Origin of the sequence: Sphingobacterium psychroaquaticum (assembly GCF_900177625.1) — a bacterium.
In the GTDB taxonomy this organism is placed as follows: domain Bacteria; phylum Bacteroidota; class Bacteroidia; order Sphingobacteriales; family Sphingobacteriaceae; genus Sphingobacterium; species Sphingobacterium psychroaquaticum.
On sequence record NZ_FXAU01000006.1, the window covers coordinates 132,444 to 158,408 of the forward strand.

A 25,965-nucleotide genomic window follows, 5' to 3' on the forward strand; every position below is an offset into this window, starting at 1 on the left:
ATAGTTTACTCGCAAAATTAATAACGATAATGACTGAGAAATGTTTTGTAAAATGTTGATTTTGTGCTTGTTGTTATCGAGTAACGAGAAATTTTTATCATTATTTTGAGATCGATCGTATAAATTAGCACCTTTGAGTATGACGGGAAAAGAAAATCATATAAACGGATATAAACTTGAAATATGTTCGAACTCTTCGTATTCTGCATTGCAGGCGCAATTGGGAGGAGCGAGTAGAGTCGAACTATGTCAAAATTTAGAAAATGGAGGAACGACGCCTTCCTACGGACAAATTATGCATACACGTAGTTTGTTGCATATTGGTGTACATGTTTTGATTCGTCCACGTGGAGGCGATTTCGTGTATTCGGAGGATGAGTTTGTAGAAATCAAGACGGATATTGCTTTCTGCAAAGAAGCGGGTTGTGATGGTGTCGTGATTGGGATATTAAATCCAGATGGTTCGGTAGATGCAGACCGTTGTGCAGAGCTCGTCGCTTTAGCAAAACCGATGACAACAGTGTTCCATCGTGCGTTTGATCGCTGTCGGGATCCGTTTGAAAGTTTAGAAACGATTATAGCATTGGGGTTTGATCGTATTCTGACATCTGGTCTTCAGGTAACTGCTGAAGAAGGGAAAGAGCTGCTTCACCATCTGATAGCGAAAGCTAACGGACGGATTGAGATTATGCCCGGTTCCGGCGTGCAGGAAAGCAATATTGTTGATATACTTGCGACCACAGGCGCTACATCGATCCATAGTTCAGCAAAGACTGTAGTGGCTTCTCGAATGACCTACGATAATGCACCTTTAATAGGGATGAATGAGGATACATGGACCACCGATAGGGAAAAGGTCAAGGTGCTTGCTTCATTACTCCAAACAATATAAAGCAAAAAAAGAGATGGTTTTCACCATCTCTTTTTTTTTATCTGTTTTAAACAATTATTTAGCGTCAGCAGCTAATTTGTTTAAGATTGCATCATTTTTAGTGATTTGGCTGTCTTTAGGCATTTGGCTCTTCGAACCAAGCTCAATATTACGGCCTAATTTCAAAAACTGTACTTCCACACGTGAAACAGTTTTATTTCTTCTATCTTTTCTTTTTAAACGTGTAACTCCCATTGTAATCTTTTTTATTGTCAAAAAAACGAGGTCGGAAGCGGATTCGAACCGCTGTAGGAGGTTTTGCAGACCTCAGCCTAGCCACTCGGCCATCCGACCCTTTTCCCGTTCGAGGGAATGCAAAAATAAAATTTACTTTTGACATATACAACGCTTATTGGAAAAAGATTTTCATTTCATTTCTTTTCAACAAAAGCCAGGTAAATCATATATTATTTTTCTGTGTAAATATTGCTTTTTGACGGTTTTAAACCACTTGTATTTAAATAGTTGTCCTAATTTCACATACGTTAACTGTTTTTGGTCTAAATCTTGTAATGGTATGTATATATCAGAAAATTAAAGATTATGATCATGAAAAAAACTTTACTTACACTAGGTGCAGCATTTATTTTAGCTGCCGGAGCGCAAGCACAAACAAGTTGGGGGTTGAAAGCTGGGGTGAACCTTCCTAAACTTTCCTTCTCAGGAAACGGTGTTTCAATGTCTACGAAGTCTTCTACGAACTTCTATGTGACAGGTTATGCAGACTTACCTGTAGCAAGTAATTTCTCTATCCAACCTGGATTATCCTTGCAAGGAAAGGGAGGTAAGTTCTCCGATGATAAATTGGATAAAGACTTCGAAACAAAAACAGACTTGATGTATTTAGAGGTGCCTGTAAATGCAGTTTATTATATTCCTGCGGGATCAGGTAATGTATTTATTGGTGCTGGTCCTTATGCTGGAATTGGTTTATCAGGAAAATATAAAGTTGGAGATGTTAAAACGGATGTGGAATGGGGAAGTGGTACGGATAAAGATCTTAAACGTTTTGACTTTGGTATCAATACAATGTTAGGCTACAAGTTGGCTAACGGCTTCTTGATTAATGCAGGTTACGGCTTTGGTTTAATTGATATCGCTGCTGAAAATAGCTTTGGTAAAACAAAGAACAACGTATTATCATTCGGAATTGGCTTCCAATTCTAAGAAGGGAGTGGATTCCTAAGCGTCGTTAACGACAAGCGTGTTAATGAACAAATAGGATTTTAAAACCTTTTAAAACGTCATTGCGAACCTGAGGTATGAAGGTGCGGCAATCTTTTAGTGAGCTAGTGACCAGTGGTTTTTAGCTTTACAAAGATCCCCACGTCGTTCCTCCTCGCAGTGACGTTTTTGCTTTCTAAGCGCCGTTAACTACCAACTATCAACTACCAACTACCAACAATCAACTACCAACTATCTAACTCCAAACAAAAAAAAGGGGCAACGAATAGTTATTCGTTGCCCCTTTTTTGTCTATAAACTAATTAAACCTATCGTGCTAAGCCCTGATCAATTAGCTTGATCAATGCTGGATCACTAGGACGTGGGCTATCCACCGAAATAATATTACCAGCTTTGTCGATCAGCAAATACCGAGGTATACCCGTGATCTTATAAAATTTAGAAAGGTCATTTTGTGGTCCAGCATGCACCTGCAAACCTTTCAATTTCTTGTCTACGTTATATTTGATCCAAGCATCCTTATCCTTATCTACGGAGATGCCAAGGAATGTAATATTCTTACCTTCGTATTTCTCAACTAGTTTTTCCCAGTGTGGTTCTTCTGCTTTGCACGGTCCGCACCAGGTAGCCCATACATCCATCAGTACCATTTTGCCTTTTAAGGAAGATAATGAAAGTTTCGTTCCCTTTGTGTCTTCAAAAGAAAAGTCAATAATTGGAGCTCCTGATTTGGTATCTACTAATTTTAACTCTACACGTTTTGCACGTTCTTTTTGTTCTGGTAGAATCAAGTATGCGCTATACTTTTCATATTGTGCTAGATAGTCACTATATGATTTCGTGGATTCCATAGCGTTAATAGCGTATTGTCCTTTTAGAGCGGTAGTTGGAATAACGGACAGCTGTTGATCAAGATCTGGTTTTTTGCTTAGATCTACCTTTCTAAAGATCAATTGGTTGAGCAGTCTGTTTCCATATGGGAACTTTAAAAGATCATCTTTTAAGAAATGGTCTGGATTAAAATTTACGTAATAATCGCTCATTTCTTCCTTGCCAGGATGCGCGGGTCTTGGTGTATAGATGTATCCAATGGCGATATAGGCGAAATCATAATCTACGATAGATGCAAATTCTTTATCGAAGGTTGGGTTTCCCGTGTTAACGGCTGATTTAATGCCTGCGATTTCTTCATTTAGCTCTTCTACGTCAGGAAAGAAATCAACAAATGTACTTCTTCCTGTCATACCAAATGCTTTTGCAGCCATCTTCTTTGTTCGGTCGTGCCACTTCGCCATTTGCAGGTTTTCTTTCGTGTTTTCGCCAACCAAAGTATAATCCCCATTTGAAAGCTCAATATTTAACTCATCACCTCCTTTAAAATAGAAGTTTTTTGTTGTTCGCAGCGCCAACGAATCACTTCCGCCAAGCGCATACAACCCGGTGTAAGCGGGTGTAAATTTGAAAGCAAATTGTCCTAAACTATCGGGGGTAGAAGTCGCGATTTCACTAAGTTTACCATTGTATACCTTGTATAGATACACCTTGTTTAATGCCTTTTTTACCACTGTACCATTAATAATGCTAGCTTGCTGCGCATACATAAGGGTGGATAGAATGATACCGAATATTGAAAGTGTTATTTTTTTCATGTTAAAATCTTTTTTCAAGAGATAGAGTATGTGTTTTTAAATTGTTGTCCTCCAAGATGTCTACATTCACGCTAAGATTCGCGTCCGACTGAAGGAGGGCGGTTAGTTTTTCTGGTGCATCACGTAATTCACTTCCTTTGATATTACCTATCCGAACCACTTCACTGCCAGCAGGGGATAGGGGGGATGTCGGATTTAATGATTGGAGTATCACCAGCTTACCTTGGTGGTTCCATCCCAGTACGGTTTCCCCTAATAAGAAATCATGTGGATAATGAAAGGTATTATTCTTTGTGAGGAATAGCTCGTTGCGCTGCACATTAATTACAAAGTTATAACGACTCATCAAACGAACGCCGATGGAACCGTCAAAAGCAGGACGCCAATTTTCATTTGCGGAGCTACCTGCCATAAGTGTGATGGGCATTGCCATCAATGGTTCTATACCTGCTAAAGAAAACTGATGACTCCGTCCCGTATATGTAGGCGACACCATGCCTAAGCTTGCTGTCGAACCGTTGTACAATGGTTTGAAGCCGTTTACTAGCAGTCTGTTATCACGAACAAATGGACGGAAACAGATTAAGTGATAGGCAGCACCTGTGTCGAAGACAAAGTTTCCGGTGTAGCTTTTTCCGGGCTTAATCGTTAATTCCCCCTGCAAGGAAAGCATACCATTGGACATACGAAGTGGAACAGATGTCCCTTTACCACTATTTTTGAAATCGCCGAAGTCGAATAAAGAAAGCTCGCTTTTGTCGTAATCTACTTGTACAATAAACCGTTTCACCAGGGTATTACCAATAATCCCATCGACATCGTGACCTACTGTTGCAAATATGGCAATCCCCATATTCTCAAGTTTCAAGGTGTCGAGTAAGATGCTGTTCTTATCGGATACCTGAATTGCAATATTACTCCCTACTACTGAAGCATTGTTTTGACGCGTTACCGTAAGGCCGATTTCGTCGGCTAAGGTTTGACTAACGGCCATACCATCAGCTCCGGTATCAAACAATAGACGTAAGGGACGCGCAAAATTATTGATCCGAACGGAAAGGATAATGGAGCCATCTCTATTTTCAAATGGGATACGGGTCCGTAGCTTGGCGGTCCCGTATCGATTCATGCCATAGAGCTGATCGAACAAGTCGATGTAACGAATCTTTCCATTTGTATCGATATAGATATTGGTTTGGCTCTTCGTGTCTGCGTTTTGATCTACGGCTACCTTAATTTTTTGACCTCCGCTAACGCTTTCCTCCGATAGAATTTTAATATCCTTTATGGGATATTCCTGTATTATGTGCTTTAGGATGCCTTTAGCACCGCCATCCGTATTTCCTGCAACGGTAAAGTCTGGAGATAAATAAGGAAGAATTACTGTTTCATTTTTTTCTTGGAAAGCCAGGCGCAAGGCCTGAACAATTTGTTCAGTGCCTTGACCGTAGCTCTTTTGTAGGCTGAAAAAACCTACAGCTATTAAAATGAACCCATTAATTAGTAATTTCATATTGATTCTTCCCTTATCTTTCACGGTACATCAATGATTGTACTTTACCAAAACCGCTATAGCTGTTCTTAAGTGTAATCTGCGCGTTTAACCCTGGTACATCATAAATGTCCATTTTACCACCTTCGCCAACAGGTTTTGATTCATCATATGTACACACGATAAGATCTTTTTCACCCGTATACTTGGTTGCATTTTGGAAAGAATAGAACCGTAGTATGGTAATTTTTTGATTGCCATAGTCAGCCATAACTTTCGTGGTTTTAGCGAACATATCGTATTCATAAACTTTACTACCTATCGAATAGAATAAGTAACCATACACAGGGCTGACAGCAAAATTTTCGGCTTTGTCGAAATCAGGGATTTTTATTTCCTCAAAGAAAGCTTGTGCATTATTTACAGGATTAAATCGTGCGATGTATCGCTTAGGGGACTGCAAATCTTGAAGTACAGAAAAAACCTCACCACTGTTGTACGGGGTTCGGGTCATGTACAAAAGGTTTTTGTCGATTTGAAAGCTAAAGAGCTTATTTGTTGGGTCAGGAATTTCGGTACATGAAGCTGCGGTTCCTGTATGTTTTACAAATCTTTTATAGGTGTCATCAAAAAAGATGGCTGCAGTTGAACTTGTCGTACTTTCATTGGATGCAATGAATGGCGCAACTTTAAAAGATTGATTTTTTAGGGCGATAAGATTTAATTCAATGCCAAAACGCAATTGGTTAACCCGATCAAAAAGGTATAAATTCCCTCCACTAATCATATAGGCGCGATTGCTGCTATTCCGTTTGATAACATCAGCACTCACTTTGTCAGGAGCGCCAATCATCTCTTTGCTTAATGTATAATTGCTCTGCCAGGCAAATGTATTTGGCTCTAAGCGAAAACCATTTTCTGTTGTGTTGATGTATAACGCATAAGAAAAATTTGCACCTAGGCTTGTTGCTAAACCAGAAGTATAACCGTATAGAGAACGTGGTTTGCCCGTTAAATGAAGGTCTGACTTTGTTGTCGCTAGTAGATCTTTAATCAGGTCGAATTTTGTTCCTGTGGTATGGAGCGAGAGCATATCTACCCGGGCGACATCATTCACTTCTGTTAAGAACATCCACCCTTCGTTTATTTCGTTTACAACGGTGAGTCTAAATGAAAAACGCTTCTCTATACCCGTTTTCTTATTCTTTACCGCGTAGTATATCACCCGTGTTCCCGGCGATAGACGCACTTCGTAATCAATAGCTCGCTCAGTAGAGATCGCAATTTTATCCTCATCCTTAACGCCTGTAAAATATACCCATTCATAGGTATAGTCATCCGGGCTCGCCGTAGGATCTAAGGTGAAACTTAGTTTGGGAGCTAGTTGAAAACGAGAGTTGTACAAAACGGTGGTATCACGTAAATCATATACCGTATCCACGGCATTTAATTCGGTATAGTTGTAGTTCCCTAAATCTTTATTACACGCTGCAAAAACGGCTAACATGGTCAGGATTAAGGAAAGTATGGCTATATTTTTATATATTTTAGATTTCATAATATTTATCTTTTTTGATAGAGGCTCCTATTGCTGTCCCACGGAACCCATTGTCATTGGTGTACCATTATCCTCGTAAATAATATTGCCCGCAGCCTTTTGTTCATTCAAGTAGCGGTGCATCATCTTGGCTAGCGCTGTCATCTCTGATATATCCATAAGATTGATAAAGTATAGAGGCTCCATATCAAATACCTCACACATCAACAAGAACTTCTTCCTGGTGAAAGGCCCGTAAAAGGAATCCAACCAGTAGACGGGCTTAGGGATCATATCATGGGCAATTATTTGATACTTGATATGTGATATCTTTTCACCTGTATTTGGGTTAATGACCCGGTCTTTCATATCAGTATTAAAGTTCTCGTTCGACTCTATATACAGATACAGTTTAAATTCCGTGTTGGCCATTTCTGGTTTTTTTGACCATTTTATAAAGACTGTATCCTGTATTTCGTTTTTGCTGATTACAAAATCCTTGGTTACGAATTCATAGTGCGTTCCTTCTATAGCAGTCGACTTCGGGTCTACTTTTAAGATGTAACTTCGGTCCACATTTTCAGGCTTACTAAGGGTAGCTATCACGATGGGCTGTATACTATCTGTCAAATTGGTTGCAGCGAACTCAATTATGGTAGAATCTTTTAGAATTTCGCCCTGAAATTTTAGCGGACGGTTGGTTTCAAAGAAGTATATGCTTGGTTCGCCACTGTAGTCTATAAGCTTATCTTTCTCACAAGAAAAAGTACTCATCAGCGCGAATAGTATACATATTGTTTGTGCAAATCTTTTCATGTTATTGTCTTGGTTGTGTTTCCGAGTCCGGAAGTGGTACGACATACGTGTTCTTACTCATAACGATGTTTCCAGTATTGGCTGCTCCATTTGGAATATTCGGTAGATTTCTTCGTTTGTGATAAAAGAATAATTGACCTTCTCCGAAGAATTCCTTGCGGTATTCTTTTTGTATTTCTGTATCCATATTGACAGTACCACTCAGGCTCAGAATACCACGTTGATTACGAACCTTGTTTAGATATTCCAATGCTTGACTGGCTATCGGTTCCGTTTCAGCCGCTATGAGGTAAACTTCGCTGAGTCTTAATAAGGGCATTGAGAATCGATATACCTTAGTTTTGTCAACAATATCTTGATATTTGATAAATGTTCTATACGTTTTACTACCATCAGAAGGGACCACCCAAAACGGATTAAAACGGTAATCGTTACCGTTGTTTTCATACCATTCATTTAATCGTGTTTGATTGGTCGAAAGAATATTGGCTCCCGTAAGCGCCGGACTAAAGAGGTCATTATATCGCGCATAAAGGTTACTGTTCTGTATCCCAAAAACCATCTCTGTTGTATAGACTCTATCGGGATTTTCCTTTTCTGAAACCGCATTTTGTACGGTCGTCCAAGGGAAGAAATTACTCACGCCGATGACCTCTTTAGCTGCTAGTAAAGCCGTCGGTTTATCATCGATGTATAAATTTACTCTGGCTTGTAGTGCTTTTACAGCGTAATAGTTAAAACGATAATTTCTGTTACGCATGAAATTATTAGCACCTACTATTGTACCCGGCATAGGGCCATTTTTCAAAATAGGGTCATTCAATAATAACTGTTCCGCAAGTTTGAGGTCAGCTAATACCTCTTCTATTACTTCTTTGCCTGTAAGTAACTTAAGTGTACCACTTTTCGTTGTCTTATTATATGGAATTGCGATGTTGGTCGCATCTGTTTTATATACAGGACCAAAAAGGCGTAATAAATCGAAATGTATAAAAGCTCTGATAGCAATCGCTTCTCCTTTATATATATCGCGCGTTGTTTCAGATAAGCCTGCTCTTTGATAGTGTTTATCTAGCCCTTCAGCAAATTCATTTACATCTAATATTGTGGTGTAAGCTTTTTTCCAGATCTGTTCCATAAGATTCTTGGACTCAGCCGTGGTATAATTGTATTTACTTACTTGGTAGTATTTATTATCCTCCACTAAATTAAAGCGTTGTCCTAATGCTTCTACGGTGCTCATTGTCATGTTTTCTCCATAGAGAGAGCTACTTGCTAATGATATGTAGGCATTATTCAAACGGGCATTAACCGTAGATTCATTTCTGTACGCCTCCTCTTCATCGATAAAACCTTCTGGTTTAACATCGAGATATTTATTGCACGATAACAGTCCACAAAGGATCGTTATTATAGGAAGCACTAATTTGATTGTATTTCTTTTCATAAGATGTCAATTAAAAAGATGCCCGGATACTTAATGAACCAGACCTTGCGAAAGGATAACTAATTCCGCGTTCGCGAAGTACAGTCGAAGCTCTAAAAAATTCGTTTAGATAACCTGTAACATTTAATGATTTCACTTTTAAGGCTTGTAGCCAGGCTTGTTGTGAAAAGGTATATCCGAAATTTAAGGATTCACCTGATAATACATTTTCACGTTGCACAAAGCGGGAAGAAGGGTCACTTAAACTATTTGTTTGTCGGATCGAGACAAAAGATGCAATGTCTCCAGGATTTTTCCAGCGATCATATAAAGCTCTCTTATCTTGGTTCCTTACAATGTTTGTGAATGAGATATTTTCAACTTTGTCGTATAAAGCGGTGTTGAAAATATCAGCTCCATTGCGCCATCTGAAGTAAACACCAAAATTAAAACCTTTGTAGTAAACAGAAGTGGAGAAAACGCTTTCGAAATTAGGGATGGTGTTTCCGACATTCATCACCTCCGCTTTAGTGGGGTCAAAGGTGTACTGTCCCTCTCCTGTAAAGAAAACTTCTCTTCCAGTTAGTGGGTCAATACCCATTGATTTCTTTGCCCAAATAGCAGTAGAGCTATTCCCATCAGCATAGCGAATAAGTGTTTTGTTAAGAGCCTCTTCACCATTCAATGCCGCGAGCGCACCTCCAAAATTTCGATATTGATCTTTGTAATGGTTGGCGGTTGCATTCACCTTCCAAACAAAAGAGCGGTCCTCGTTTTGTTTTATGGTATAATCTACCCGGGCCTCGATGCCTTTTACAACAAGGTTGCCGGCATTGATTGGGGAACGAGGGACACCAGTAGATGAAGGACGGTTACTGCTTACAACCAAAGGATCCGTATCTTTTATGTAGTAGTTAACCCAAGCATTGAATCTTTTATTGAATAAAGAGAAATCAGCAGCAAAGTTGTATTGTTTTGTTGCCTGCGGCTTTAGATCAGGAAACCCGATAGAAGATAAGGCGATCGTATTGCCAAATGAATTGTAGTAGCTGTTGGATCCGTAGTCGTATGTTCTGAAAGAGCTAACGGAGCCATAATTTTGATTACCCGTTATCCCAACATTTGCACTTAGTTTTAACTTGTTGATCCAAGGGTGTTCTTTTAGAAAATCTTCTTGATGCAGGTTCCAACCTATACCAGTCGACCAGAAAGGGGAGTATTGATTTTCACTTCCGTAAGCGGTCGATCCGTCAACCCGATAGGAAAAATCAAATAGATAGCGTGAGTTATAGGCGTAGTTAACTGCAAATAAGCCGTTCAGCGTACGGTAGGTGTTTTTTGCAGCTGAAGGGGAACTATTATTCTTGTACGAATAAGCATAGCGTGGATTACCATCACTACCAATTGGGAATCCTTCTAGGTCCGTGACGAAACTGCCCGATTTACGCTGTGCAGCTTCAACACGAAAGTTAGCGGTAATAGAATGGAGCTGCGCTATAATGTGATTATAGGTAAGCATCGTATTGAAGTTGTACGAATCGTTATCTACTTTACCCTGTCTGTATGTTCCTTTTTGAGTCTCAATTACATTAACAAAGTCATTGCTTCTCGGATCTCGGAATAGTTCGCTAGTGGTAAAGCCCTTCATTACCTGAAGTCCTGTTATCCAATTGAAACGGTCATTGATTTTGTAGGTGAAGCGCATATTATTTTGAATCTCCACGTTCTTGTTGCGATCGTAGGAGTATAAACTCGCTTCATACATAGGGTTAAGGGTATATACGTAGCTGTTTTGAGAGTTTATGGCTCTTTCAAGAAATGGGTCCGTGGTATTTTTTTCAAAATAAGGGTTTGTATTTACCCAAGTAGAGAAGGCGCCATATGGAGATTCTTGTCCCTGATAACCACGAATGAATGTTTCATTGTCAAAGGTGAAATTATCTTTTTTGTATATTAATGAAACAGTTCCGGTCCAGGAGTCTCTGTTCGATTCTTTCATTACACCGTTCTGTCGTTTGTAATTAAAGCTGGCACCATAGGAGAAAGCCTCGGCACCGCCATCGACATAAATGGAAGAATTATTGGTGAAACCGAAGTCGCGGAGAGGTTCTTTTAACCAATATGTATCTACACCACGCATAACATCTGTTAAATGTTTATTGTATAACTCATCCAAGGTTAATTTCCAAGTGAGGTTGCTGGTGTGATATCGCCCCGCTAATCGTTCAAATTCTAACTTTTCAGCAGCGTTCATCATATTGTAGACGGAAAGGTCAGGCACTTCAAAGTTCATGTCATTATTGTAGGTAATGCGAAGCGGACCCGGAGTTGGACGGATCGTCTGGATAACAATTACCCCATTTGATGCGCGCGCACCGTACATTGCAGTGGAAGCCGCATCTTTTAAGATCGTAACCGAGAGAATACGGTTGATATCTAAATCGACAACCGTTCTTAAAGTCGTTTCAAAGCCATTTAAGATGAATAAGGGTTGATTCGGATCCATCCCGTATAAGTCATTCATACTCTGTCCTGGTATACTCGTCTTTCCACGGATTTCAATTTGTGGTAAGCCATTTGGATTTGAACCCATTAAATTGTTCTCCATTAAGATAAAAGAAGGATCTAGAGTTTTCAAGGTTTGGATTACATTCGTATTTCCGACTTGCTTCAACTCTGCGCCTGTAAAGCTAGCGGTAGCACCCGTAAAGCTTTCTTTATTACGGGTAACAAGTCCGGTTGATACGACAATTGCTTCCAACTCCTGATCTGTCTTTACTAAAACAACTTTGATCGGTTCCTTTTTCGGATCAGCTACAAATTCAACCGTCCCATAGCCAACATAAGAAACGATAAACGTTTTGTTACTGGCTGTTACCGGTAAACTGAAATCTCCATCCTCGCCCGAGCTTGTGGCAGCTTGCGGGTCAGACTTCATACGGATAGAAGCTCCAGAAATTCCTTTGCCATCTTTATCCATAACCCGACCCAGGATACGCTGCTGCTTCACCACAGTTGGTTCCGAAGTGTTGCTCTTTTCGCTCTTCTTAATTACAACGGCTTGATCAAAAAAATCGTACTCAAAATTGTTGTCTTTAAGGAGTTCATTTAAGGCTGTTTTGAACGGTGTATTATTGAAGTCAACCTGAAGGTTCTTGACCGTTGATACCTCTGCTTTTTTATAGAAAAACATATAGCCGCTCTGCTTCTCCATCTCTTTGAGGATACCTTCGAAGCTGGCGTTCTGTCGTTTTATTTTAATGTTCTGCCCGTAACTATTACCGTGGACTTGCAATAGTCCGATAACGAGCAGGCTGGCTATAAGGTTTAGTTTCATTAACGTAGATCTTAAAGCACTCTGGAAAGGGGTACGCGTTTGCTTTTTCGGGGTCATCATACATCGCCCGGTTCGTGAAAAAGCAGCTACAGCTAAACCTTTCGCATAGCGTTTTTTTAGCGTAATTTTCATTAACTTTGATTAGTTTGGTTGTGAATAATCTGTTTATAATTTGAGCAGATTGCTCAAATTTCCGTTTGCAGCTGAATGTTATTTTGCCGGGGAGGTGGGCCAACACTTTCCCGGTTTTTTTATTCAGCAATTCTCTTAGCTTTTTGTTTGTTTTAACTTCATTTTTTAGATTAATTGATGACTAGTTTTTTCTTGTTATTCTTGTTCGATACGGCTTTCGCTTTGATGTCAGCGTAGTTCAGTAACTCAATTAGTTTGCCCAGGTTTAGATTCTTCGGGATCTTTCCGCTATATGTAATCGGTGTCTTGCCATCATACTCCACTTCAATATCATACCAACGACCTATTTGTTGAATAATCTCAGCCGCATTTGTGTTGTCGAAGTAGAAGTAACCCTCGGTCCAGCCAATTGCGGTAGTGGCATCGATATGCTGCTTGATTAGATCTCCATCTTTAAGGACTGTCTGTTGATTCGGTTGTAAAACGATGGTGTGGTTGTCGCTTTGGACACGGATTGAACCTTCTGCCAAGGTGGTAACTGTTTTGTTTGAATTAGCATATGCGTTGATATTAAACTTGGTTCCAAGTACTTCAGTCAATTGCCCTTTCGTTTTTACCATGAACTTACGGCTATCAGAAGTCTTGCTTACCTCAAAATATCCCTCACCGCTGAGTGTGACTATTCGATCTTTACCGGAGGCAAAGTGAGCAGGGTAGATGAGTTTAGATTCTGCATTTAATGTTACTTTCGTACCGTCCGATAGCATCACTTTATACTGCGCAGATTTTGGGGTTTGAAGTATGTTTTCGGTGTAAATATCTGCTGTATTAAGGCCTTCAGCTACTGCTGCATAGGTTATTTGCCCTTGTTCATCTTTATAAATAACCGTATTTCCTATTTTTAAAGAGTCATTAAGTTTTATGTTTTCCAAGTCTATGGTTTCACCAGAACCAAGTGTAATAGTGGCTTGATCCGTGCCTGGCGTAATTTTGGCCAGCTCAGCTGCTCCCATTACGTATTCTTGTTGATTTTCGTAGTATTGAAGGCCGATATACCCCAATCCCGATAACAACAAAACAGCGGCTGCAACCTTCACAAAAGTAGACAGTCTTTTAACTTGCTTCGGTCGGGTTAAGGGAAAGAGACGCGCTGCGTTAAGCGCCTTCAGACGCGCAATCCGTTCGGGTGTAATCTTTTGGCTGTTGTCGATATCATCGTACCATTCGTATAATGATTTCCGTTCAGCGTTGGACTCCTTTCGGTCGAAATACTTACGTATGATTGTTGCTATATGCTGATTGATTTTCATCTATTATCTTACTATCAGTAGGCGCTTGTTATAAACGCTGTGATGGTAAGTGTGCTCAACTAGGGTTAGCACCTACGCTATTTTGAATAAAAAGTTGAAAAATATGTAAATGGCTTATTTTCAGTGTATTTTTTTTGTTTAAAAAAATACAATCACGGTGTGTAGGAAGTTTTTTGTTGCGGTACGGATCCTTTTGAGCGCTTTATTTATTTGATTCTCAACCGTAGATTCTGAAATATTCAGCTCCTGTGCTATCTCGCGTATTGATTTTTGATCCTCGCGGCTCATCTTAAAGATAAGGCGGCATTTTTCGGGTAGATTCTCTACTTCTGTTTGTATAATATCGAGAAGGTGTCTGTTAAATAGCTGGTCTTCAATGGATTCTTGGGTGCTGTGGATTTCGAGATCTTCTACGTTTTGCTGTTTGTCGATCAGGTAAGCTTTTTGAAAGTAAGCCATGACTAAATAACGGCATGAAGTAAAGAGATAGGCGGGGAGAGACTGGATCTGCGCTATTTTCTCATGGTTCTTCCAGAGGCTGTAAAAGAGATCGTGGAGGATATCTTGGGCCACAGCATCATCGTTTACTTTGGAAAGAACATGTGCGGCCAAGTCGGGATAAAAGATATGATATAATTCTTCAAAAGCTTGGTGGTCGCCCTGAGAAAGGCGATTTACGAGGTGTTCGTATTTATGCTTGTCGAAAATATTCATATGTTGGTTTGCGAACTTACAAAAAAAATAATTATTACAATGAAATTATTGTAAGCATGCTATGTAAACAAAAAAAACCGCCAGTTGTTACGCTGGCGGTTTTCTTTTTCATGCACTGAAATCTATCACACTTTGATTTCTACTTCAACACCTGAAGGTAGTTCAAGTTTCATCAATGCGTCAACCGTTTTAGAGTTTGATGAATAGATATCCAACAAACGTTTGTAAGCACACAATTGGAATTGCTCACGTGCTTTTTTGTTAACGTGTGGTGAACGTAAAACCGTGTAGATTTTTTTCTCTGTAGGCAATGGAATAGGACCACTCACAACAGCACCTGTAGGTTTTACAGTTTTTACGATTTTCTCAGCTGACTTGTCAACCAAGTTGTAATCGTAAGATTTCAATTTGATTCTGATTCTTTGGCTCATTATATATTGTTTTAAGAGACCTCCTATTAGAGCTATTCACAATAGGAGGTCGGTTTATTATTAATAAAGGATTATTCTACAGATCCTTTAACTCTTCCTTTAGACTTTGCAATTACATCGTCCTGTACGTTACGAGGTGCTTCTGCATAGTGATCAAACTCCATCGTAGATGTTGCACGACCTGAAGTGATTGTACGCAATTGTGTTACGTAACCAAACATCTCAGAAAGTGGAACTAATGCTTTGATTACTTGCGCTCCGTTACGGGAGTCAAGACCTTGCATCTGACCACGACGACGGTTTAAGTCACCCATTACATCACCCATGTTTTCTTCTGGTGTTAAAACCTCCACTTTCATGATAGGCTCCATCAATACAGGAGAACATTTAGGTAGACCTTCACGGTAAGCCATTTTCGCTGCTAATTCGAATGACAAAGCATCTGAATCGACCGCGTGGAATGAACCATCAATCAAACGTACTTTCATACCTGACAATGGGAAACCTGCCAATACACCATTTTTCAATGACGATTCAAATCCTTTTTGAACAGAAGGGATGTATTCTTTAGGAATAGCACCACCAACGATTTCGTTTACGAATTGAAGCGCTGATTTCGAAGTATCGTAGTCCTCATCGATAGGAGAGATAACAACTTTGATATCCGCGAATTTACCACGACCACCTGATTGTTTCTTGTAAACCTCACGGTGCTCTGTAGTACCGTTGATAGACTCTTTGTATGCTACTTGAGGTGCACCTTGGTTAACCTCAACTTTGAACTCACGACGTAAACGGTCGATCAAGATATCTAAGTGAAGCTCACCCATACCTGAGATTACTGTTTGACCAGTTTCTTCGTCAGATTTTACTACGAATGTAGGATCCTCTTCAGCAAGTTTACTCAGACCAATACCTAATTTATCAACGTCAGCTTGTGTCTTAGGCTCAATCGCTAAACCAATAACTGGCTCAGGGAATACCATAGATTCTAATACAATAGGGTGTTTCTCATCACAAAGAGTATCTCCTGTTTTGATGTCTTTGAAACCTACTACCGCACCAATATCACCTGCACCGATACGCTCGATTGGGTTTTGTTTGTTTGCGTGCATTTGGAAGATACGAGAGATACGCTCTTTGTTACCTGAACGTGTGTTCAAGACATAAGAACCTGCTTCTAGTACACCAGAGTACGCACGTACGAAACATAAACGACCTACGAATGGATCTGTTGCGATTTTGAAACCTAATGCTGCGAAAGGCTCTGCTTCAGAAGGTTTACGAGAGATCTCTTCACCTGTGTTCGGGTTTGTACCTTTTACCGCTTCTTGATCTAATGGTGATGGCAATAATTCCATTACCAAGTCAAGCATTGTTTGTACACCTTTGTTTTTGAATGAAGAACCACAAACCATAGGAACGATAGCGTTATCCAATACAGCTTTACGTAAAGCGTCTAAGATTTCGCGCTCAGTCAATGAGTTAGGATCGTCGAAGAATTTCTCCATCAACGTCTCATCATAACTCGCTACTGCTTCTAATAATTTCTCGCGGTATTCAGCAACCTCATCCAACATATCTTCTGGAATTGGAACTTCAGTAAAGGTCATACCTTTATCGTGCTCATTCCAAACCATACCACGGTTGTTGATTAAGTCAACTACACCTTTAAAGTCATCTTCAGCGCCGATTGGCAATTGCAAAGCAACTGCATCAGAACCTAACATATCTTTAACTTGTTTAACAACTTTCAAGAAGTCAGCACCAGAACGGTCCATTTTGTTTACGAAACCGATACGAGGAACTTTGTATCCGTCCGCTAAACGCCAGTTTGTTTCTGATTGAGGCTCAACACCATCAACAGCAGAGAACAAGAATACCAATCCGTCAAGTACACGTAATGAACGGTTAACCTCAACAGTGAAGTCAACGTGTCCTGGTGTATCAATAACGTTTACTTGATATTTTTTGTTACGGTAGTTCCAGAATACGGTAACCGCAGCAGAGGTAATCGTGATACCACGCTCTTGCTCTTGTGCCATCCAGTCAGTTGTAGCAGAACCTTCGTGAGTTTCTCCTAGCTTGTGGTTAACACCAGAGTAGAATAAAATACGCTCTGTTGTTGTAGTTTTACCAGCATCGATGTGTGCAGCGATACCGATATTTCTAACTAGTTTTAAATCTTTTGCCATAATATTTTAAGCAGTTTGCCTTGGAAGGCTTAATGTTTTAATTACACAATAAACAAGTACACCGACCCTGATAAACGATAGTTCGATTAACATGAGTCGGTGTAATCATATTTGCTTTGTAGCTTTCAAGCTTAGAATCTGAAGTGTGAGAACGCTTTGTTAGCTTCCGCCATTTTGTGCGTATCTTCTTTCTTCTTCACTGCAGCACCTTCACCTTTAGAAGCTGAAATGATTTCTCCTGCTAATTTTTCGAACATAGTTTTCTCACCACGTTTACGTGCGTAAGAGATTAACCATTTCATACCTAAAGCGATTTTACGCTCTGGACGTACTTCCATAGGAACTTGGAAGTTGGCACCACCTACACGACGAGATTTAACCTCTACAGCTGGCATTACGTTGTTCAACGCTTTTTTCCATGCTTCAAGACCGCTCTCTTGTGTTTTTTGTTCTACTAATTCTACTGCATCGTAAAAAATAGAGTAAGCGGTAGATTTTTTACCGTCTAACATCATATTGTTTACAAAACGTGTTACCTGAGTGTCGTTAAACTTTGGATCAGGTAAAATGATTCTCTTTTTTGGTTTTGACTTTCTCATTTTCTTTTCCTCCGTTTAATTATTTCTTTTTACCTTTTGCAGGAGCTGCTGCTGCTTGTCCTGGTTTAGGGCGTTTTGTTCCGTATTTAGAACGACGTTGGTTACGACCTGCTACACCTGAAGTATCTAATGCACCACGGATAATGTGGTAACGTACACCCGGTAAATCTTTCACACGACCACCACGGATCAATACGATCGAGTGTTCTTGTAAGTTGTGACCTTCTCCTGGGATGTATGCGTTAACCTCTTTACCGTTTGTTAAACGTACACGAGCTACTTTACGCATTGCTGAGTTTGGTTTTTTAGGGGTAGTAGTGTATACACGCGTACACACACCTCTTCGCTGTGGACATGAGTCCAACGCTGGTGACTTACTCTTATCAACCAGAGCTACTCTACCTTTTCTAACTAATTGTTGAATAGTAGGCATTTACCTGTTTTTGTTTTTTAATTTGTAAAAAATTAATTTTTAAGTCCGCAAAGATAATCAAAGTATCTGAAAATGTAAAGAGCTGTGTGTTATTTTTTTGTGAAGGTGTTTTGTTGGTAGTTGGTGGTTGTTAGATAGTAGATCGTAGTTGTTAGATCGTAGTTGTTAGATCGTAGTTGGTGGTTTGTGATTGTTTTGTTGATTTTTTATCTATTACCCTTGCTAGCTTAAGCTTGTAACTCGGACTTATATGATACACAACACGAGCCGAAGGCTCGTGCTTGCGTGCGGTTTTAGTAGCTAGTTGGTGGTTTGTAGCGAGTGTAAAGTACTGAATACTTCATGCGCGCTATTTAATACTAATTGATAGTTTGTATTTTTGAAATCAAGAGTGTGGAGGGGGAGCTGATCCTTAATCATAAAATCATAAAGACTTAATTAAACAAAAATGAATACCTATATACAAAGCGTAATAAAAGAATTTACTGATGGAAAGGCGCTGGCGGATAAAACCATTGCTGTGTTAAGTGATGAGCAGTTGAGCTGGAATCCGGGGGAGGGGAGTAACAGTATTTCCATTATTGTGCGACATATTACCGCTAATATCCGTTCGCGTTTTACTGATTTTCTAACCAGCGATGGGGAGAAGAGTTGGCGGAATCGGGATGGCGAGTTTGAAGATCAGGTAGTCGCACGCGAAGATTTACTTCAGGCTTGGAATGAAAGTTGGACACTGTTGTTGGATCTGCTGAATACATTGACAGAAGCGGATCTAGAACGGACGGTCTATATCCGGGGGCAAGCACATACGGTTATACAAGCGGTGAACCGTCAAGTAGCACATTATTCGTATCATATTGGTCAGATGGTGCTGATCGGGAAAATTTGCCATGGCTTGGATTGGAAAAGTTTAAGTATTCCGCGAGGAGGCTCTCAAGCCTTTAATGATGGAATGTTCGGAAGGAAGTAGCGTTTTGTCACACTAAGCTTGTAGAAGTGCGGTCTAAAGGAGGGGGGGACCACAAGGGTAACCCGTACGTATGGTTGGTTTGTTGAGTTTGTAGTTTGTAGGTCATAGTTTGTAGTTAGTGCAAAGTATTTATTGTCGTTAAACCGGCATAAAGTCTAGCTGTACTGCGTCCTTCAGAGTTTCTGTCTCTTACTCAGTATGAAGTAGAGCGTATGAAGTATTACCTACTCCCTACTCTCTACTGTGTACTTTCGTGCTTCTACAAACTACCAACCACTAACTACACACTAATTACCATTTCAATATCCAAGCGAAAATCAATGGTGCTACAATGGTGGCATCCGATTCAATGACATAGGACGGTGTGTCCACATCAAGTTTTCCCCAAGTGATCTTCTCATTGGGAATACAACCTGAATATGAACCGTAGGACGTTGTTGAATCTGTAATCTGACAATAGTAACGCCATTTCAATAGGTCGTCACGTTCCAAGTCCTGTTCCAGCATCGGTGCTACACACATCGCGAAATCACCGGCTATGCCGCCGCCAATTTGGAAGAAACCAATCCCTTTGCCATTCGCGTGTGTTGCATACCAGTCGGCTAGCCATACCATATACTCAATGCCACTCTTTACCGTGTTGGCTTGTAATTCTCCTTTGATCACATAGGAGGCAAAAATATTGCCCATGGTCGAATCTTCCCATCCCGGGACAACAATGGGTAAATTCTTTTCAGCGGCCGCTAGCATCCATGAGTTCTTTGGGTCAATTTCGTAGTGCTCCTCCAAGACGCCGCTCAACAGCAATTGGTACATGTACTGATGCGGAAAATAACGTTCACCCTTGGCTTCTGCATCCTTCCAGATCTTTTCAATATGCGATTGAATTCGGCGAAAAGCTTCTTCTTCGGGGATGCAAGTGTCTGTAACCCGATTATATTTATTGTTTAGTAAGTCATACTCATCCTGTGGAGTCAGATCCCGGTAGTTCGGGATTCTTTTATAGTGGGAGTGTGCTACTAGATTCATGATATCCTCCTCCAAGTTGGCACCTGTACAACTTATAATATCAACCTTATCGTTTCGGATCATTTCGGCTAAGGAGATGCCTAGCTCGGCTGTGCTCATAGCGCCGGCAAGGGAGATTAGCATTTTTCCACCCTCTAGCAAATGTTGTTCATACCCTTGTGCTGCATCGACTACTGTTGCCGCATTGAAATGGAGGTAATTTTGGGACATAAACGTGCGTATTGCCCCGTTTTCTTCTTTCATATACTATAATTCAAATTTTAAAACGTCTAAAAAATTAAGGGTTAAACACCAGTAAAATAAACATGGCGAACAGCACGAGGTGAATAATACCCAAGATAGGTGTCGTGCGTTTTCCAAGAAAACTTACCAGGCTTAACATACTTGTCAGTACAAACAAAAGTGTTTCTGTCGAGGTGAGGCCGAATAGCACTGTTTTGTTTGTTAGAATCCCGATAATCAGGACGGCGGGAACGGTAAGTCCGACGGTGGATACGAAGGCGCCATGGCACAAGTTGATTGCCCGTTGGAACTCATTGTTTATTGCTGCCTTTATGGCTGTAATTGATTCCGGTGTGAAAACAATAACAGCAATCAGGATGCCACCTAATGCCTTCGGTAGGTTGGCTGTAGTGATGCCGAAGTCTACAACGGTCGCCATACTATGGGATAGCAATACAATGGGGAGTACCATTAAAACCAATATGATACTACGCATCCAGATTTCACTGGAATTCGCGGTGCTCTCTGTCGTTGCTGCATGTTGTTCTATGATCGCTTTTTTGGGAAAAGAAATTGTCATTTCTCCCGGGGCCGGCTGTATATAAAGGTGCTTGTAGCTCCTCATTTGGAAGAGCAGGAAAAAACCATATAAAACCACGGTGAGCACGGAGATAACTATTGCCTGCGTGTTGGTAAACATACCGCCTCCAGCACCGACAATAAAGTTAGGCAAGAGCAGGGCCAGTCCACCGAGTATAACGATCATCGAGATATATGTAAGTGTCCCTTGTGCATTATAAGATTGTTCCCCATAGCGTAAGCCGCCGAAAAGGATACATAAACCTACGACTAGATTCATGATGATCATCATGACGGAGAAGATGGAATCTTTGCCGATAGTCGGCGATTCCCCGGGGCCAAGCATCACGGCGGATATCAGGATCACTTCGATCAGAACGATCGACAATGTTAAGATCAGTGTGCCATAAGGTTCGCCCAATGTATGGGCGAGTTTGTCTGCTTCCTTGACTACACCAAAGGATGCTGCAATGATGGCGCCCAGAAGTACCGTAAAACCTAGGGCGGCGGATGGGATGGTCATGTTATCGCCAATCAGCGTATGTCCGAAAAGCATAAATACGAGGACAATAAGCCAAACTGATACCAGACGAATAAGTGTGCTTTTCGTTAGAATGTTGTTCATGCTTTCTTTGCTTTATAAATATTCACGATGCTTAAAGAACACCAAACAGGGAATAACTGTTTCGGTGTTTTAAAAGCGCAGTGTAATAGTGAATTATCACCTTGATTACAGCAGCAAAGTTCCGTATTGTGAAGCGAGAAAGTTTTTACATTTGTTAAAAAATGAAGGGGCCAGCAGATATCTGCTGGCCCCTTCATGTTGAATTGTTTTCTTTTGTTTTTTATTCAACCGCTATGGCTGGTCGCTTGGATGCTTCCATGATAGGGATGTTCGCTTCGGTTGGAACATAAATAACCTGGTGTATTTTTCCGGCTTTAAGCGCTTCGCCAAAAGCTCCAATAAACTCTTGTTTTCTATATTCTGGATATTTTTGTGCGGCTTCGCCCATAATTTTTATGGCTTCAGCCTGTAGGGAGGCTGCTTCTTTCTCTGCGCGCGCTTGTTCGATTAATATTTGTCGTGATTGTGTCGCTTCAGCTAATCTTGCTTTACCGGCCATCTCTTGTTGCCAAACCGAGTAACGTGGTAATCCAAACATAAGGGCTAAAATAATAACGACTAAAAAGGCGAGTCCGCCCACAATTGCTGTTCCATTCATGATAAGTTGTTTTAAAGGGTTTCTGTAAAAATAAACAAAATATCTCGTATGGGGGAGGAGGCTTTATTCTGTGGGATAAAGAAGGTGAAGAAGTGGGTATGGTTTTCCCATGCCATCCTTTTCTGATCGGGCAATCTGTTTATACCCTTGTTTTAGGTAAAAGCCAACAGCTTGTTCATTTTGTTCATTTACATCCACCTTGGTGACGCCGAGGGTATGGACCACAAATTGTACGGCAGCTTTTCCAAAGCCCTTTCCACTTTCGGTAGGGGATACAAATAACATTTCGAGGTTGTCTTCGGAAACACTGAAAAAAGCTTTGGCTGCATTTGCCTCTTCCATTATGTATACCTCAAGCTGCGGTAGAAAGTCGGTTGGGATCAAGCGTTCGAAGAGTTTGAAATCTTCGTGTGATAAAAAATGATGTGTCGCTAAAACAGCGGAACGCCAGATTTCCATAATAACGGAGTAGTCACTTGGTGTCGCAGGTCTGATTATCATCGTGTCTTTATTTTCCGGTAAATCTAGCGAAAACTTCGAAAAGGATTAGAATGTCTTTGAAAGCTTAGGAGGACTGCCACGCTACTGCGCTTATCGCAGTAGCGTGGCAGCGTCTTTTAAAAAAGAACGTCTTTAATCTCTTCTGTTTTGTCGAATACGCTTTTTGCAAAAGGACACAGTGGTAATATCTTGATGTTATTTTCTCTGGCAAAATCTACAGCTGCCATCACCATTTGTTTTCCGACACCGCGACCATTAAATTCAGCGTTTACTTCGGTGTGGTCGATAATGATTTTACTGTCTCCCGCCCAGGAATATGTCATTCTGCCGGCTTCTTTACCATCTTCAGTGGCTTTGAAAAAACCTTTGCGGTCTCTGTTGAATTGTTCTACTAGCATAGTGTTTATTATTAATTGTTTAATATTTACTGTTTTATACGCATTACAGCGTACTTGTTGTCTTTTATTCTTCTAAATGCCCAAATTTTCCTGCATTATAATCATCAATTGCCTGCATGATTTCCTGATGACTGTTCATGACAAACGGACCATGTGACACGATAGGTTCGTTTAGCGGTTCTCCACTCAAGATCAATACGACGGCGTCGCTGGAAGCTTCTATTTCAAAAGACGTGCCGTCATTTTTAAATAAGCCAAAATGATCAGAAGGGATAATATCCTTGTCGTTTACGGTTACTTGTCCTTCGATCACCAATAGTGCCGTGTTGTAGTGGGCCGGAAAGTCTAAAGAAGCTTTTCCGTTTTGCTTCAAGTGTGCATTAAAAACATGAACGGGTGAAAAGGTCGAGGCGCTTCCTGTTGTGCTGTTATATGTACCGGCAATGACTTCCATGAAACTTCCGTTATTATCTAACGGGTGTCGAGCGATATCTTTGTTGCTTAACGCTTGGTACTTTGGAGTCGACATTTTATCCTTCGTAGGTAAGTTTACCCACAATTGCACCATTTGAAAATCACCTCCCGTCTTACTGAATTCTTCCGCGTGGTATTCTTTATGAAGAATGCCTGAGGCAGCAGTCATCCATTGTACATCGCCTTCGGCAATAGTGCCGCCACCGCCGCTACTATCATTGTGCGAGACGCTACCTTTGTAAGCGATGGTTACTGTTTCAAAGCCGCGGTGCGGGTGTACGCTGACACCGCGTGGTTTGTCTGTTGGTGGAAAGTAGAATTTTGAATTGTAGTCCAATAGGATGAACGGATCCATTCGTTTTGACCCCATGTTGTTTCCGCTAGGGATGAAGTTGTGTACCCGAAATCCATCGCCGACAAAGTGTGGCGTTCTTGGATTGATGATTGCTTCTATGTTTTTCGTTGCCATGTTGTTTTTCCTTTCTTGCTTTGTGTAGTACAAAAGTACATCGCCCGAACAGACTTTGCATTGATGTAGGATAAGAAGTTTTTGGTGGGGCTGGACTATATGTATTTAAAGATACTGGTGCGCCAATAAACGAATAGAATAGGGCACCTTTGTGCATCAGTGAACAATTAGGGGAGCTTATGGTTTTGTATATGGATAGTTTATTTTATTCCAAAGAATCTAAATATGGCAAAAAGAAAGGGATCTTCCATCTTATCGATACAGAGCATGGTATCGTCGGGGTATGTAGGCAATAACGTGGCAGGATTGGCAATTGCACTTCATGGTCTTGATATGGTGAATGTGCCGACTGTCTTTTTATCGACACACACCGATCATGCAGTTTATTATGGTGCTAGTACGGCACCTGAGTTATTTCGAGATTTGCTTCGTGGTGTTGCGGCGATCCCGGTTTACGAAAGGTTGGCTTGTATCGTTAGTGGTTATATCAATGATGCTTCCTTGATGGTTGCGGTTGTTGATTTTGTGCAACATTGGAAAGAGGTAGGTGGTAATAGACCTTATGTGTATGATCCTGTCTTTGGCGATATGCGTACAAATGGTTTGTATTTGCCAGCAGCGGTTGCGGATGCTTCGATTGCGACATTGCTTCCAGTATGTGATATTATGACCCCTAATCATTTTGAGTTGAGTTACCTGTTGGGGTGTAAGTTCTCGACGATCAACAATTTGTTGGAGGCTGTGTCAGCCCATTCTGTGTTAAGGGATAAGGCTATTGTGCTTACGAGTGCTCTGCTTGAAGATACACCGGCAGATAAAGTGGAAACGGTATTAATCTGGAAGGGAAAGGTGCGGCGTTTCTTGGAGGATATGGTGCCGGTAGAGGCTGTGGGAACGGGAGATTTGTTTACGGCCGTACTTTCGGCTCAACTTACCTTAGGACAGTCTTTGGAAGAAGCTATTCCTTTGGCGAAATCTTTTGTGGGAGCGGTATTACGGCAGGTGCTTGCTGGCGGAGAAACAGAAATGGGAGCTTACGCGTTGCTGCAAGCCTTGCCTGTCTTGCAAGGGAGTCGGGGTGAGGTAAAAAAGCAATAAATTGAAATAAGGTATGGAAGAAAGTATTTTAAATAATTTGCATCATATTCGATCTCGTATCGAAAAAGCTTGTGCTGCGAGCGGACGTCGTACGGAAGAGGTGAAGTTGTTATTGGCGACTAAGACGGTGTCGGCCGATCGGATAGCGGTGGCCCTAGGTGCTGGGGCGACTTTGATTGCGGAGAATAAATTGCAAGAATTAAAAGCAAAGTATGAGGCTTTGCGGTCTATGCCGCATACGAATCACTTTATTGGACATTTGCAGACGAATAAGATAAAAGAGCTTTTACGCTACGACGTGGTGTGCTTACAGTCGCTCGATCGGCTCGAGCTTGCGGAGAAGCTGAGTCAAAGGTTGGTGTTGGAGGGAAAAACGATGGATGTACTTATTCAGGTAAATACGTCGGACGAGGAAAGTAAGTTTGGGGTACATCCAGATCAAGCGCTGGATTTGGTTCGTGCGGTTGCGTTGTTGCCAAATGTAAGAGTTCGGGGCTTGATGACTATCGGGCTCTTTAGTGCGGAAGAGGAAAAGGTGTGTGTTTGTTTTCAGCGACTCAGAGCGGTCCAGGAGCTGGTGAAAGAAGCTGCGATCGAAGGTGTGGAGATGGTGGAGTTGTCCATGGGGATGAGCGGCGATTTGGAAATTGCTATTGCTGAGGGGGCGACGATTGTTCGTGTGGGAACGGCGGTGTTCGGTGAACGGCAGTATCCGGATAGTTATTACTGGAAAGAGTAGTTTGATGGCGAGGGAGGTTCGCGTCAGCATCGATATAATGAAAAAAAGGCTGGGGTAAACAGTGTCCCCAGCCCTT

The 25,965-nt window shown here is 41.0% G+C and carries 24 protein-coding genes and 1 tRNA gene; 5 read left to right on the forward strand and 20 right to left on the reverse strand.

Going from position 1 to position 25,965, the window contains the following annotated elements:
• Positions 1-139 precede the first annotated feature (139 nt).
• Positions 140-892, forward strand: a complete 753-nt coding sequence (locus B9Y69_RS15115) for a copper homeostasis protein CutC (RefSeq protein WP_085473816.1) — start codon at positions 140-142, stop codon at positions 890-892.
• 54 nt (positions 893-946) lie between these two features.
• Here the strand turns inward: B9Y69_RS15115 and B9Y69_RS15120 are convergent, their stop codons facing one another.
• Both B9Y69_RS15120 and B9Y69_RS15125 read right to left on the reverse strand, forming a co-directional pair.
• Complete coding sequence (locus B9Y69_RS15120; RefSeq protein ID WP_085473817.1) at positions 947-1,126, reverse strand: spore protein; 180 nt, start codon at positions 1,124-1,126, stop codon at positions 947-949.
• A 28-nt stretch (positions 1,127-1,154) separates the two neighbouring features.
• A tRNA-Cys gene (locus B9Y69_RS15125) sits at positions 1,155-1,225 on the reverse strand.
• A 255-nt stretch (positions 1,226-1,480) separates the two neighbouring features.
• Here B9Y69_RS15125 and B9Y69_RS15130 point away from each other — a divergent pair.
• Entirely contained in the window at positions 1,481-2,098 is a 618-nt protein-coding gene (locus tag B9Y69_RS15130) for a porin family protein (RefSeq protein ID WP_085473946.1), read from the forward strand.
• A gap of 326 nt (positions 2,099-2,424) precedes the next feature.
• Here B9Y69_RS15130 and B9Y69_RS15135 read toward each other — a convergent pair whose 3' ends face one another.
• From B9Y69_RS15135 to rpsL, 12 genes are all read right to left on the reverse strand, one after another.
• Entirely contained in the window at positions 2,425-3,765 is a 1,341-nt protein-coding gene (locus B9Y69_RS15135; protein WP_234991269.1) for a TlpA family protein disulfide reductase, read from the reverse strand.
• Position 3,766: 1 nt separating this feature from the next.
• Positions 3,767-5,278: a retropepsin-like aspartic protease gene (locus B9Y69_RS15140; RefSeq protein ID WP_134431240.1), complete on the reverse strand. Its 1,512-nt coding sequence runs from the start codon at positions 5,276-5,278 to the stop codon at positions 3,767-3,769.
• 13 nt (positions 5,279-5,291) lie between these two features.
• Entirely contained in the window at positions 5,292-6,815 is a 1,524-nt protein-coding gene (locus tag B9Y69_RS15145; protein ID WP_085473819.1) for a PKD-like family lipoprotein, read from the reverse strand.
• A gap of 27 nt (positions 6,816-6,842) precedes the next feature.
• Positions 6,843-7,610, reverse strand: a complete 768-nt coding sequence (locus B9Y69_RS15150) for a DUF4843 domain-containing protein (RefSeq protein ID WP_159451859.1) — start codon at positions 7,608-7,610, stop codon at positions 6,843-6,845.
• Between the two features lies 1 nt (position 7,611).
• Positions 7,612-9,057, reverse strand: a complete 1,446-nt coding sequence (locus B9Y69_RS15155) for a RagB/SusD family nutrient uptake outer membrane protein (protein WP_085473821.1) — start codon at positions 9,055-9,057, stop codon at positions 7,612-7,614.
• A gap of 10 nt (positions 9,058-9,067) precedes the next feature.
• Positions 9,068-12,505 carry a SusC/RagA family TonB-linked outer membrane protein gene (locus B9Y69_RS15160; RefSeq protein ID WP_085473822.1) on the reverse strand — a complete coding sequence of 1,146 codons (3,438 nt, stop codon included), beginning with the start codon at positions 12,503-12,505 and terminating at the stop codon, positions 9,068-9,070.
• Between the two features lie 170 nt (positions 12,506-12,675).
• Entirely contained in the window at positions 12,676-13,815 is a 1,140-nt protein-coding gene (locus B9Y69_RS15165) for a FecR family protein (protein WP_085473823.1), read from the reverse strand.
• A 138-nt stretch (positions 13,816-13,953) separates the two neighbouring features.
• Positions 13,954-14,529, reverse strand: coding sequence for an RNA polymerase sigma-70 factor (locus B9Y69_RS15170; RefSeq protein ID WP_085473824.1), 576 nt, complete (start codon positions 14,527-14,529; stop codon positions 13,954-13,956).
• A gap of 125 nt (positions 14,530-14,654) precedes the next feature.
• Complete coding sequence (gene rpsJ, locus B9Y69_RS15175; RefSeq protein ID WP_002993539.1) at positions 14,655-14,960, reverse strand: 30S ribosomal protein S10; 306 nt, start codon at positions 14,958-14,960, stop codon at positions 14,655-14,657.
• 71 nt (positions 14,961-15,031) lie between these two features.
• Complete coding sequence (gene fusA, locus B9Y69_RS15180; RefSeq protein WP_085473825.1) at positions 15,032-17,155, reverse strand: elongation factor G; 2,124 nt, start codon at positions 17,153-17,155, stop codon at positions 15,032-15,034.
• 131 nt (positions 17,156-17,286) lie between these two features.
• On the reverse strand, positions 17,287-17,754 hold the full coding sequence (rpsG, locus tag B9Y69_RS15185) for a 30S ribosomal protein S7 (RefSeq protein ID WP_085473826.1): 468 nt from the start codon (positions 17,752-17,754) through the stop codon (positions 17,287-17,289).
• Positions 17,755-17,773: 19 nt separating this feature from the next.
• The gene (gene rpsL, locus B9Y69_RS15190) at positions 17,774-18,187 is read right to left on the reverse strand and encodes a 30S ribosomal protein S12 (RefSeq protein WP_002993550.1); all 414 of its coding nucleotides are present in this window, start codon (positions 18,185-18,187) and stop codon (positions 17,774-17,776) included.
• Between the two features lie 448 nt (positions 18,188-18,635).
• Between rpsL and B9Y69_RS15195 the strand changes: the two genes are divergently transcribed.
• Positions 18,636-19,157 carry a DinB family protein gene (locus B9Y69_RS15195; protein ID WP_085473827.1) on the forward strand — a complete coding sequence of 174 codons (522 nt, stop codon included), beginning with the start codon at positions 18,636-18,638 and terminating at the stop codon, positions 19,155-19,157.
• A gap of 291 nt (positions 19,158-19,448) precedes the next feature.
• Here the strand turns inward: B9Y69_RS15195 and B9Y69_RS15200 are convergent, their stop codons facing one another.
• The 6 genes from B9Y69_RS15200 to B9Y69_RS15225 all read right to left on the reverse strand — a co-directional run bounded on the left by B9Y69_RS15200 (position 19,449) and on the right by B9Y69_RS15225 (position 24,052).
• Complete coding sequence (locus B9Y69_RS15200; protein ID WP_085473828.1) at positions 19,449-20,429, reverse strand: deoxyhypusine synthase family protein; 981 nt, start codon at positions 20,427-20,429, stop codon at positions 19,449-19,451.
• A gap of 34 nt (positions 20,430-20,463) precedes the next feature.
• Positions 20,464-21,612: a calcium:cation antiporter gene (locus B9Y69_RS15205; RefSeq protein ID WP_085473829.1), complete on the reverse strand. Its 1,149-nt coding sequence runs from the start codon at positions 21,610-21,612 to the stop codon at positions 20,464-20,466.
• Positions 21,613-21,832: 220 nt separating this feature from the next.
• Positions 21,833-22,210 (reverse strand): SPFH domain-containing protein, encoded by a 378-nt coding sequence (locus tag B9Y69_RS15210; RefSeq protein WP_085473830.1) that lies wholly within the window; start codon positions 22,208-22,210, stop codon positions 21,833-21,835.
• Positions 22,211-22,273: 63 nt separating this feature from the next.
• Entirely contained in the window at positions 22,274-22,711 is a 438-nt protein-coding gene (locus B9Y69_RS15215; RefSeq protein WP_085473831.1) for a GNAT family N-acetyltransferase, read from the reverse strand.
• Between the two features lie 116 nt (positions 22,712-22,827).
• Entirely contained in the window at positions 22,828-23,109 is a 282-nt protein-coding gene (locus B9Y69_RS15220; protein WP_085473832.1) for a GNAT family N-acetyltransferase, read from the reverse strand.
• Positions 23,110-23,173: 64 nt separating this feature from the next.
• Positions 23,174-24,052: a pirin family protein gene (locus B9Y69_RS15225; RefSeq protein WP_085473833.1), complete on the reverse strand. Its 879-nt coding sequence runs from the start codon at positions 24,050-24,052 to the stop codon at positions 23,174-23,176.
• A gap of 225 nt (positions 24,053-24,277) precedes the next feature.
• Here B9Y69_RS15225 and pdxY point away from each other — a divergent pair, with 225 nt between their 5' ends.
• Together pdxY and B9Y69_RS15235 are read left to right on the forward strand one after the other, a co-directional pair.
• The gene (gene pdxY / locus B9Y69_RS15230) at positions 24,278-25,150 is read left to right on the forward strand and encodes a pyridoxal kinase (protein WP_085473834.1); all 873 of its coding nucleotides are present in this window, start codon (positions 24,278-24,280) and stop codon (positions 25,148-25,150) included.
• A 13-nt stretch (positions 25,151-25,163) separates the two neighbouring features.
• Positions 25,164-25,889, forward strand: coding sequence for a YggS family pyridoxal phosphate-dependent enzyme (locus tag B9Y69_RS15235; protein ID WP_085473835.1), 726 nt, complete (start codon positions 25,164-25,166; stop codon positions 25,887-25,889).
• Positions 25,890-25,965: the final 76 nt, after the last annotated feature.

What these genes read in the sequence shown, in the direction of transcription:
- B9Y69_RS15200 (WP_085473828.1), bottom strand. Translation starts at nt 20,429, where the DNA reads ATGAAAGAAGAAAACGGGGCAATACGCACGTTTATGTCCCAAAATTAC.
- B9Y69_RS15145 (WP_085473819.1), bottom strand. Translation starts at nt 6,815, where the DNA reads ATGAAATCTAAAATATATAAAAATATAGCCATACTTTCCTTAATCCTG.
- B9Y69_RS15215 (WP_085473831.1), bottom strand. Translation starts at nt 22,711, where the DNA reads ATGATAATCAGACCTGCGACACCAAGTGACTACTCCGTTATTATGGAA.
- B9Y69_RS15165 (WP_085473823.1), bottom strand. Translation starts at nt 13,815, where the DNA reads ATGAAAATCAATCAGCATATAGCAACAATCATACGTAAGTATTTCGAC.
- rpsL (WP_002993550.1), bottom strand. Translation starts at nt 18,187, where the DNA reads ATGCCTACTATTCAACAATTAGTTAGAAAAGGTAGAGTAGCTCTGGTT.
- B9Y69_RS15155 (WP_085473821.1), bottom strand. Translation starts at nt 9,057, where the DNA reads ATGAAAAGAAATACAATCAAATTAGTGCTTCCTATAATAACGATCCTT.
- B9Y69_RS15170 (WP_085473824.1), bottom strand. Translation starts at nt 14,529, where the DNA reads ATGAATATTTTCGACAAGCATAAATACGAACACCTCGTAAATCGCCTT.
- rpsG (WP_085473826.1), bottom strand. Translation starts at nt 17,754, where the DNA reads ATGAGAAAGTCAAAACCAAAAAAGAGAATCATTTTACCTGATCCAAAG.
- fusA (WP_085473825.1), bottom strand. Translation starts at nt 17,155, where the DNA reads ATGGCAAAAGATTTAAAACTAGTTAGAAATATCGGTATCGCTGCACAC.
- pdxY (WP_085473834.1), top strand. Translation starts at nt 24,278, where the DNA reads ATGGCAAAAAGAAAGGGATCTTCCATCTTATCGATACAGAGCATGGTA.
- B9Y69_RS15130 (WP_085473946.1), top strand. Translation starts at nt 1,481, where the DNA reads ATGAAAAAAACTTTACTTACACTAGGTGCAGCATTTATTTTAGCTGCC.
- B9Y69_RS15220 (WP_085473832.1), bottom strand. Translation starts at nt 23,109, where the DNA reads ATGCTAGTAGAACAATTCAACAGAGACCGCAAAGGTTTTTTCAAAGCC.
- B9Y69_RS15140 (WP_134431240.1), bottom strand. Translation starts at nt 5,278, where the DNA reads ATGAAATTACTAATTAATGGGTTCATTTTAATAGCTGTAGGTTTTTTC.
- B9Y69_RS15205 (WP_085473829.1), bottom strand. Translation starts at nt 21,612, where the DNA reads ATGAACAACATTCTAACGAAAAGCACACTTATTCGTCTGGTATCAGTT.
- B9Y69_RS15195 (WP_085473827.1), top strand. Translation starts at nt 18,636, where the DNA reads ATGAATACCTATATACAAAGCGTAATAAAAGAATTTACTGATGGAAAG.
- B9Y69_RS15210 (WP_085473830.1), bottom strand. Translation starts at nt 22,210, where the DNA reads ATGAATGGAACAGCAATTGTGGGCGGACTCGCCTTTTTAGTCGTTATT.
- rpsJ (WP_002993539.1), bottom strand. Translation starts at nt 14,960, where the DNA reads ATGAGCCAAAGAATCAGAATCAAATTGAAATCTTACGATTACAACTTG.
- B9Y69_RS15120 (WP_085473817.1), bottom strand. Translation starts at nt 1,126, where the DNA reads ATGGGAGTTACACGTTTAAAAAGAAAAGATAGAAGAAATAAAACTGTT.
- B9Y69_RS15135 (WP_234991269.1), bottom strand. Translation starts at nt 3,765, where the DNA reads ATGAAAAAAATAACACTTTCAATATTCGGTATCATTCTATCCACCCTT.
- B9Y69_RS15115 (WP_085473816.1), top strand. Translation starts at nt 140, where the DNA reads ATGACGGGAAAAGAAAATCATATAAACGGATATAAACTTGAAATATGT.
- B9Y69_RS15150 (WP_159451859.1), bottom strand. Translation starts at nt 7,610, where the DNA reads ATGAAAAGATTTGCACAAACAATATGTATACTATTCGCGCTGATGAGT.
- B9Y69_RS15235 (WP_085473835.1), top strand. Translation starts at nt 25,164, where the DNA reads ATGGAAGAAAGTATTTTAAATAATTTGCATCATATTCGATCTCGTATC.
- B9Y69_RS15225 (WP_085473833.1), bottom strand. Translation starts at nt 24,052, where the DNA reads ATGGCAACGAAAAACATAGAAGCAATCATCAATCCAAGAACGCCACAC.
- B9Y69_RS15160 (WP_085473822.1), bottom strand. Translation starts at nt 12,505, where the DNA reads ATGAAAATTACGCTAAAAAAACGCTATGCGAAAGGTTTAGCTGTAGCT.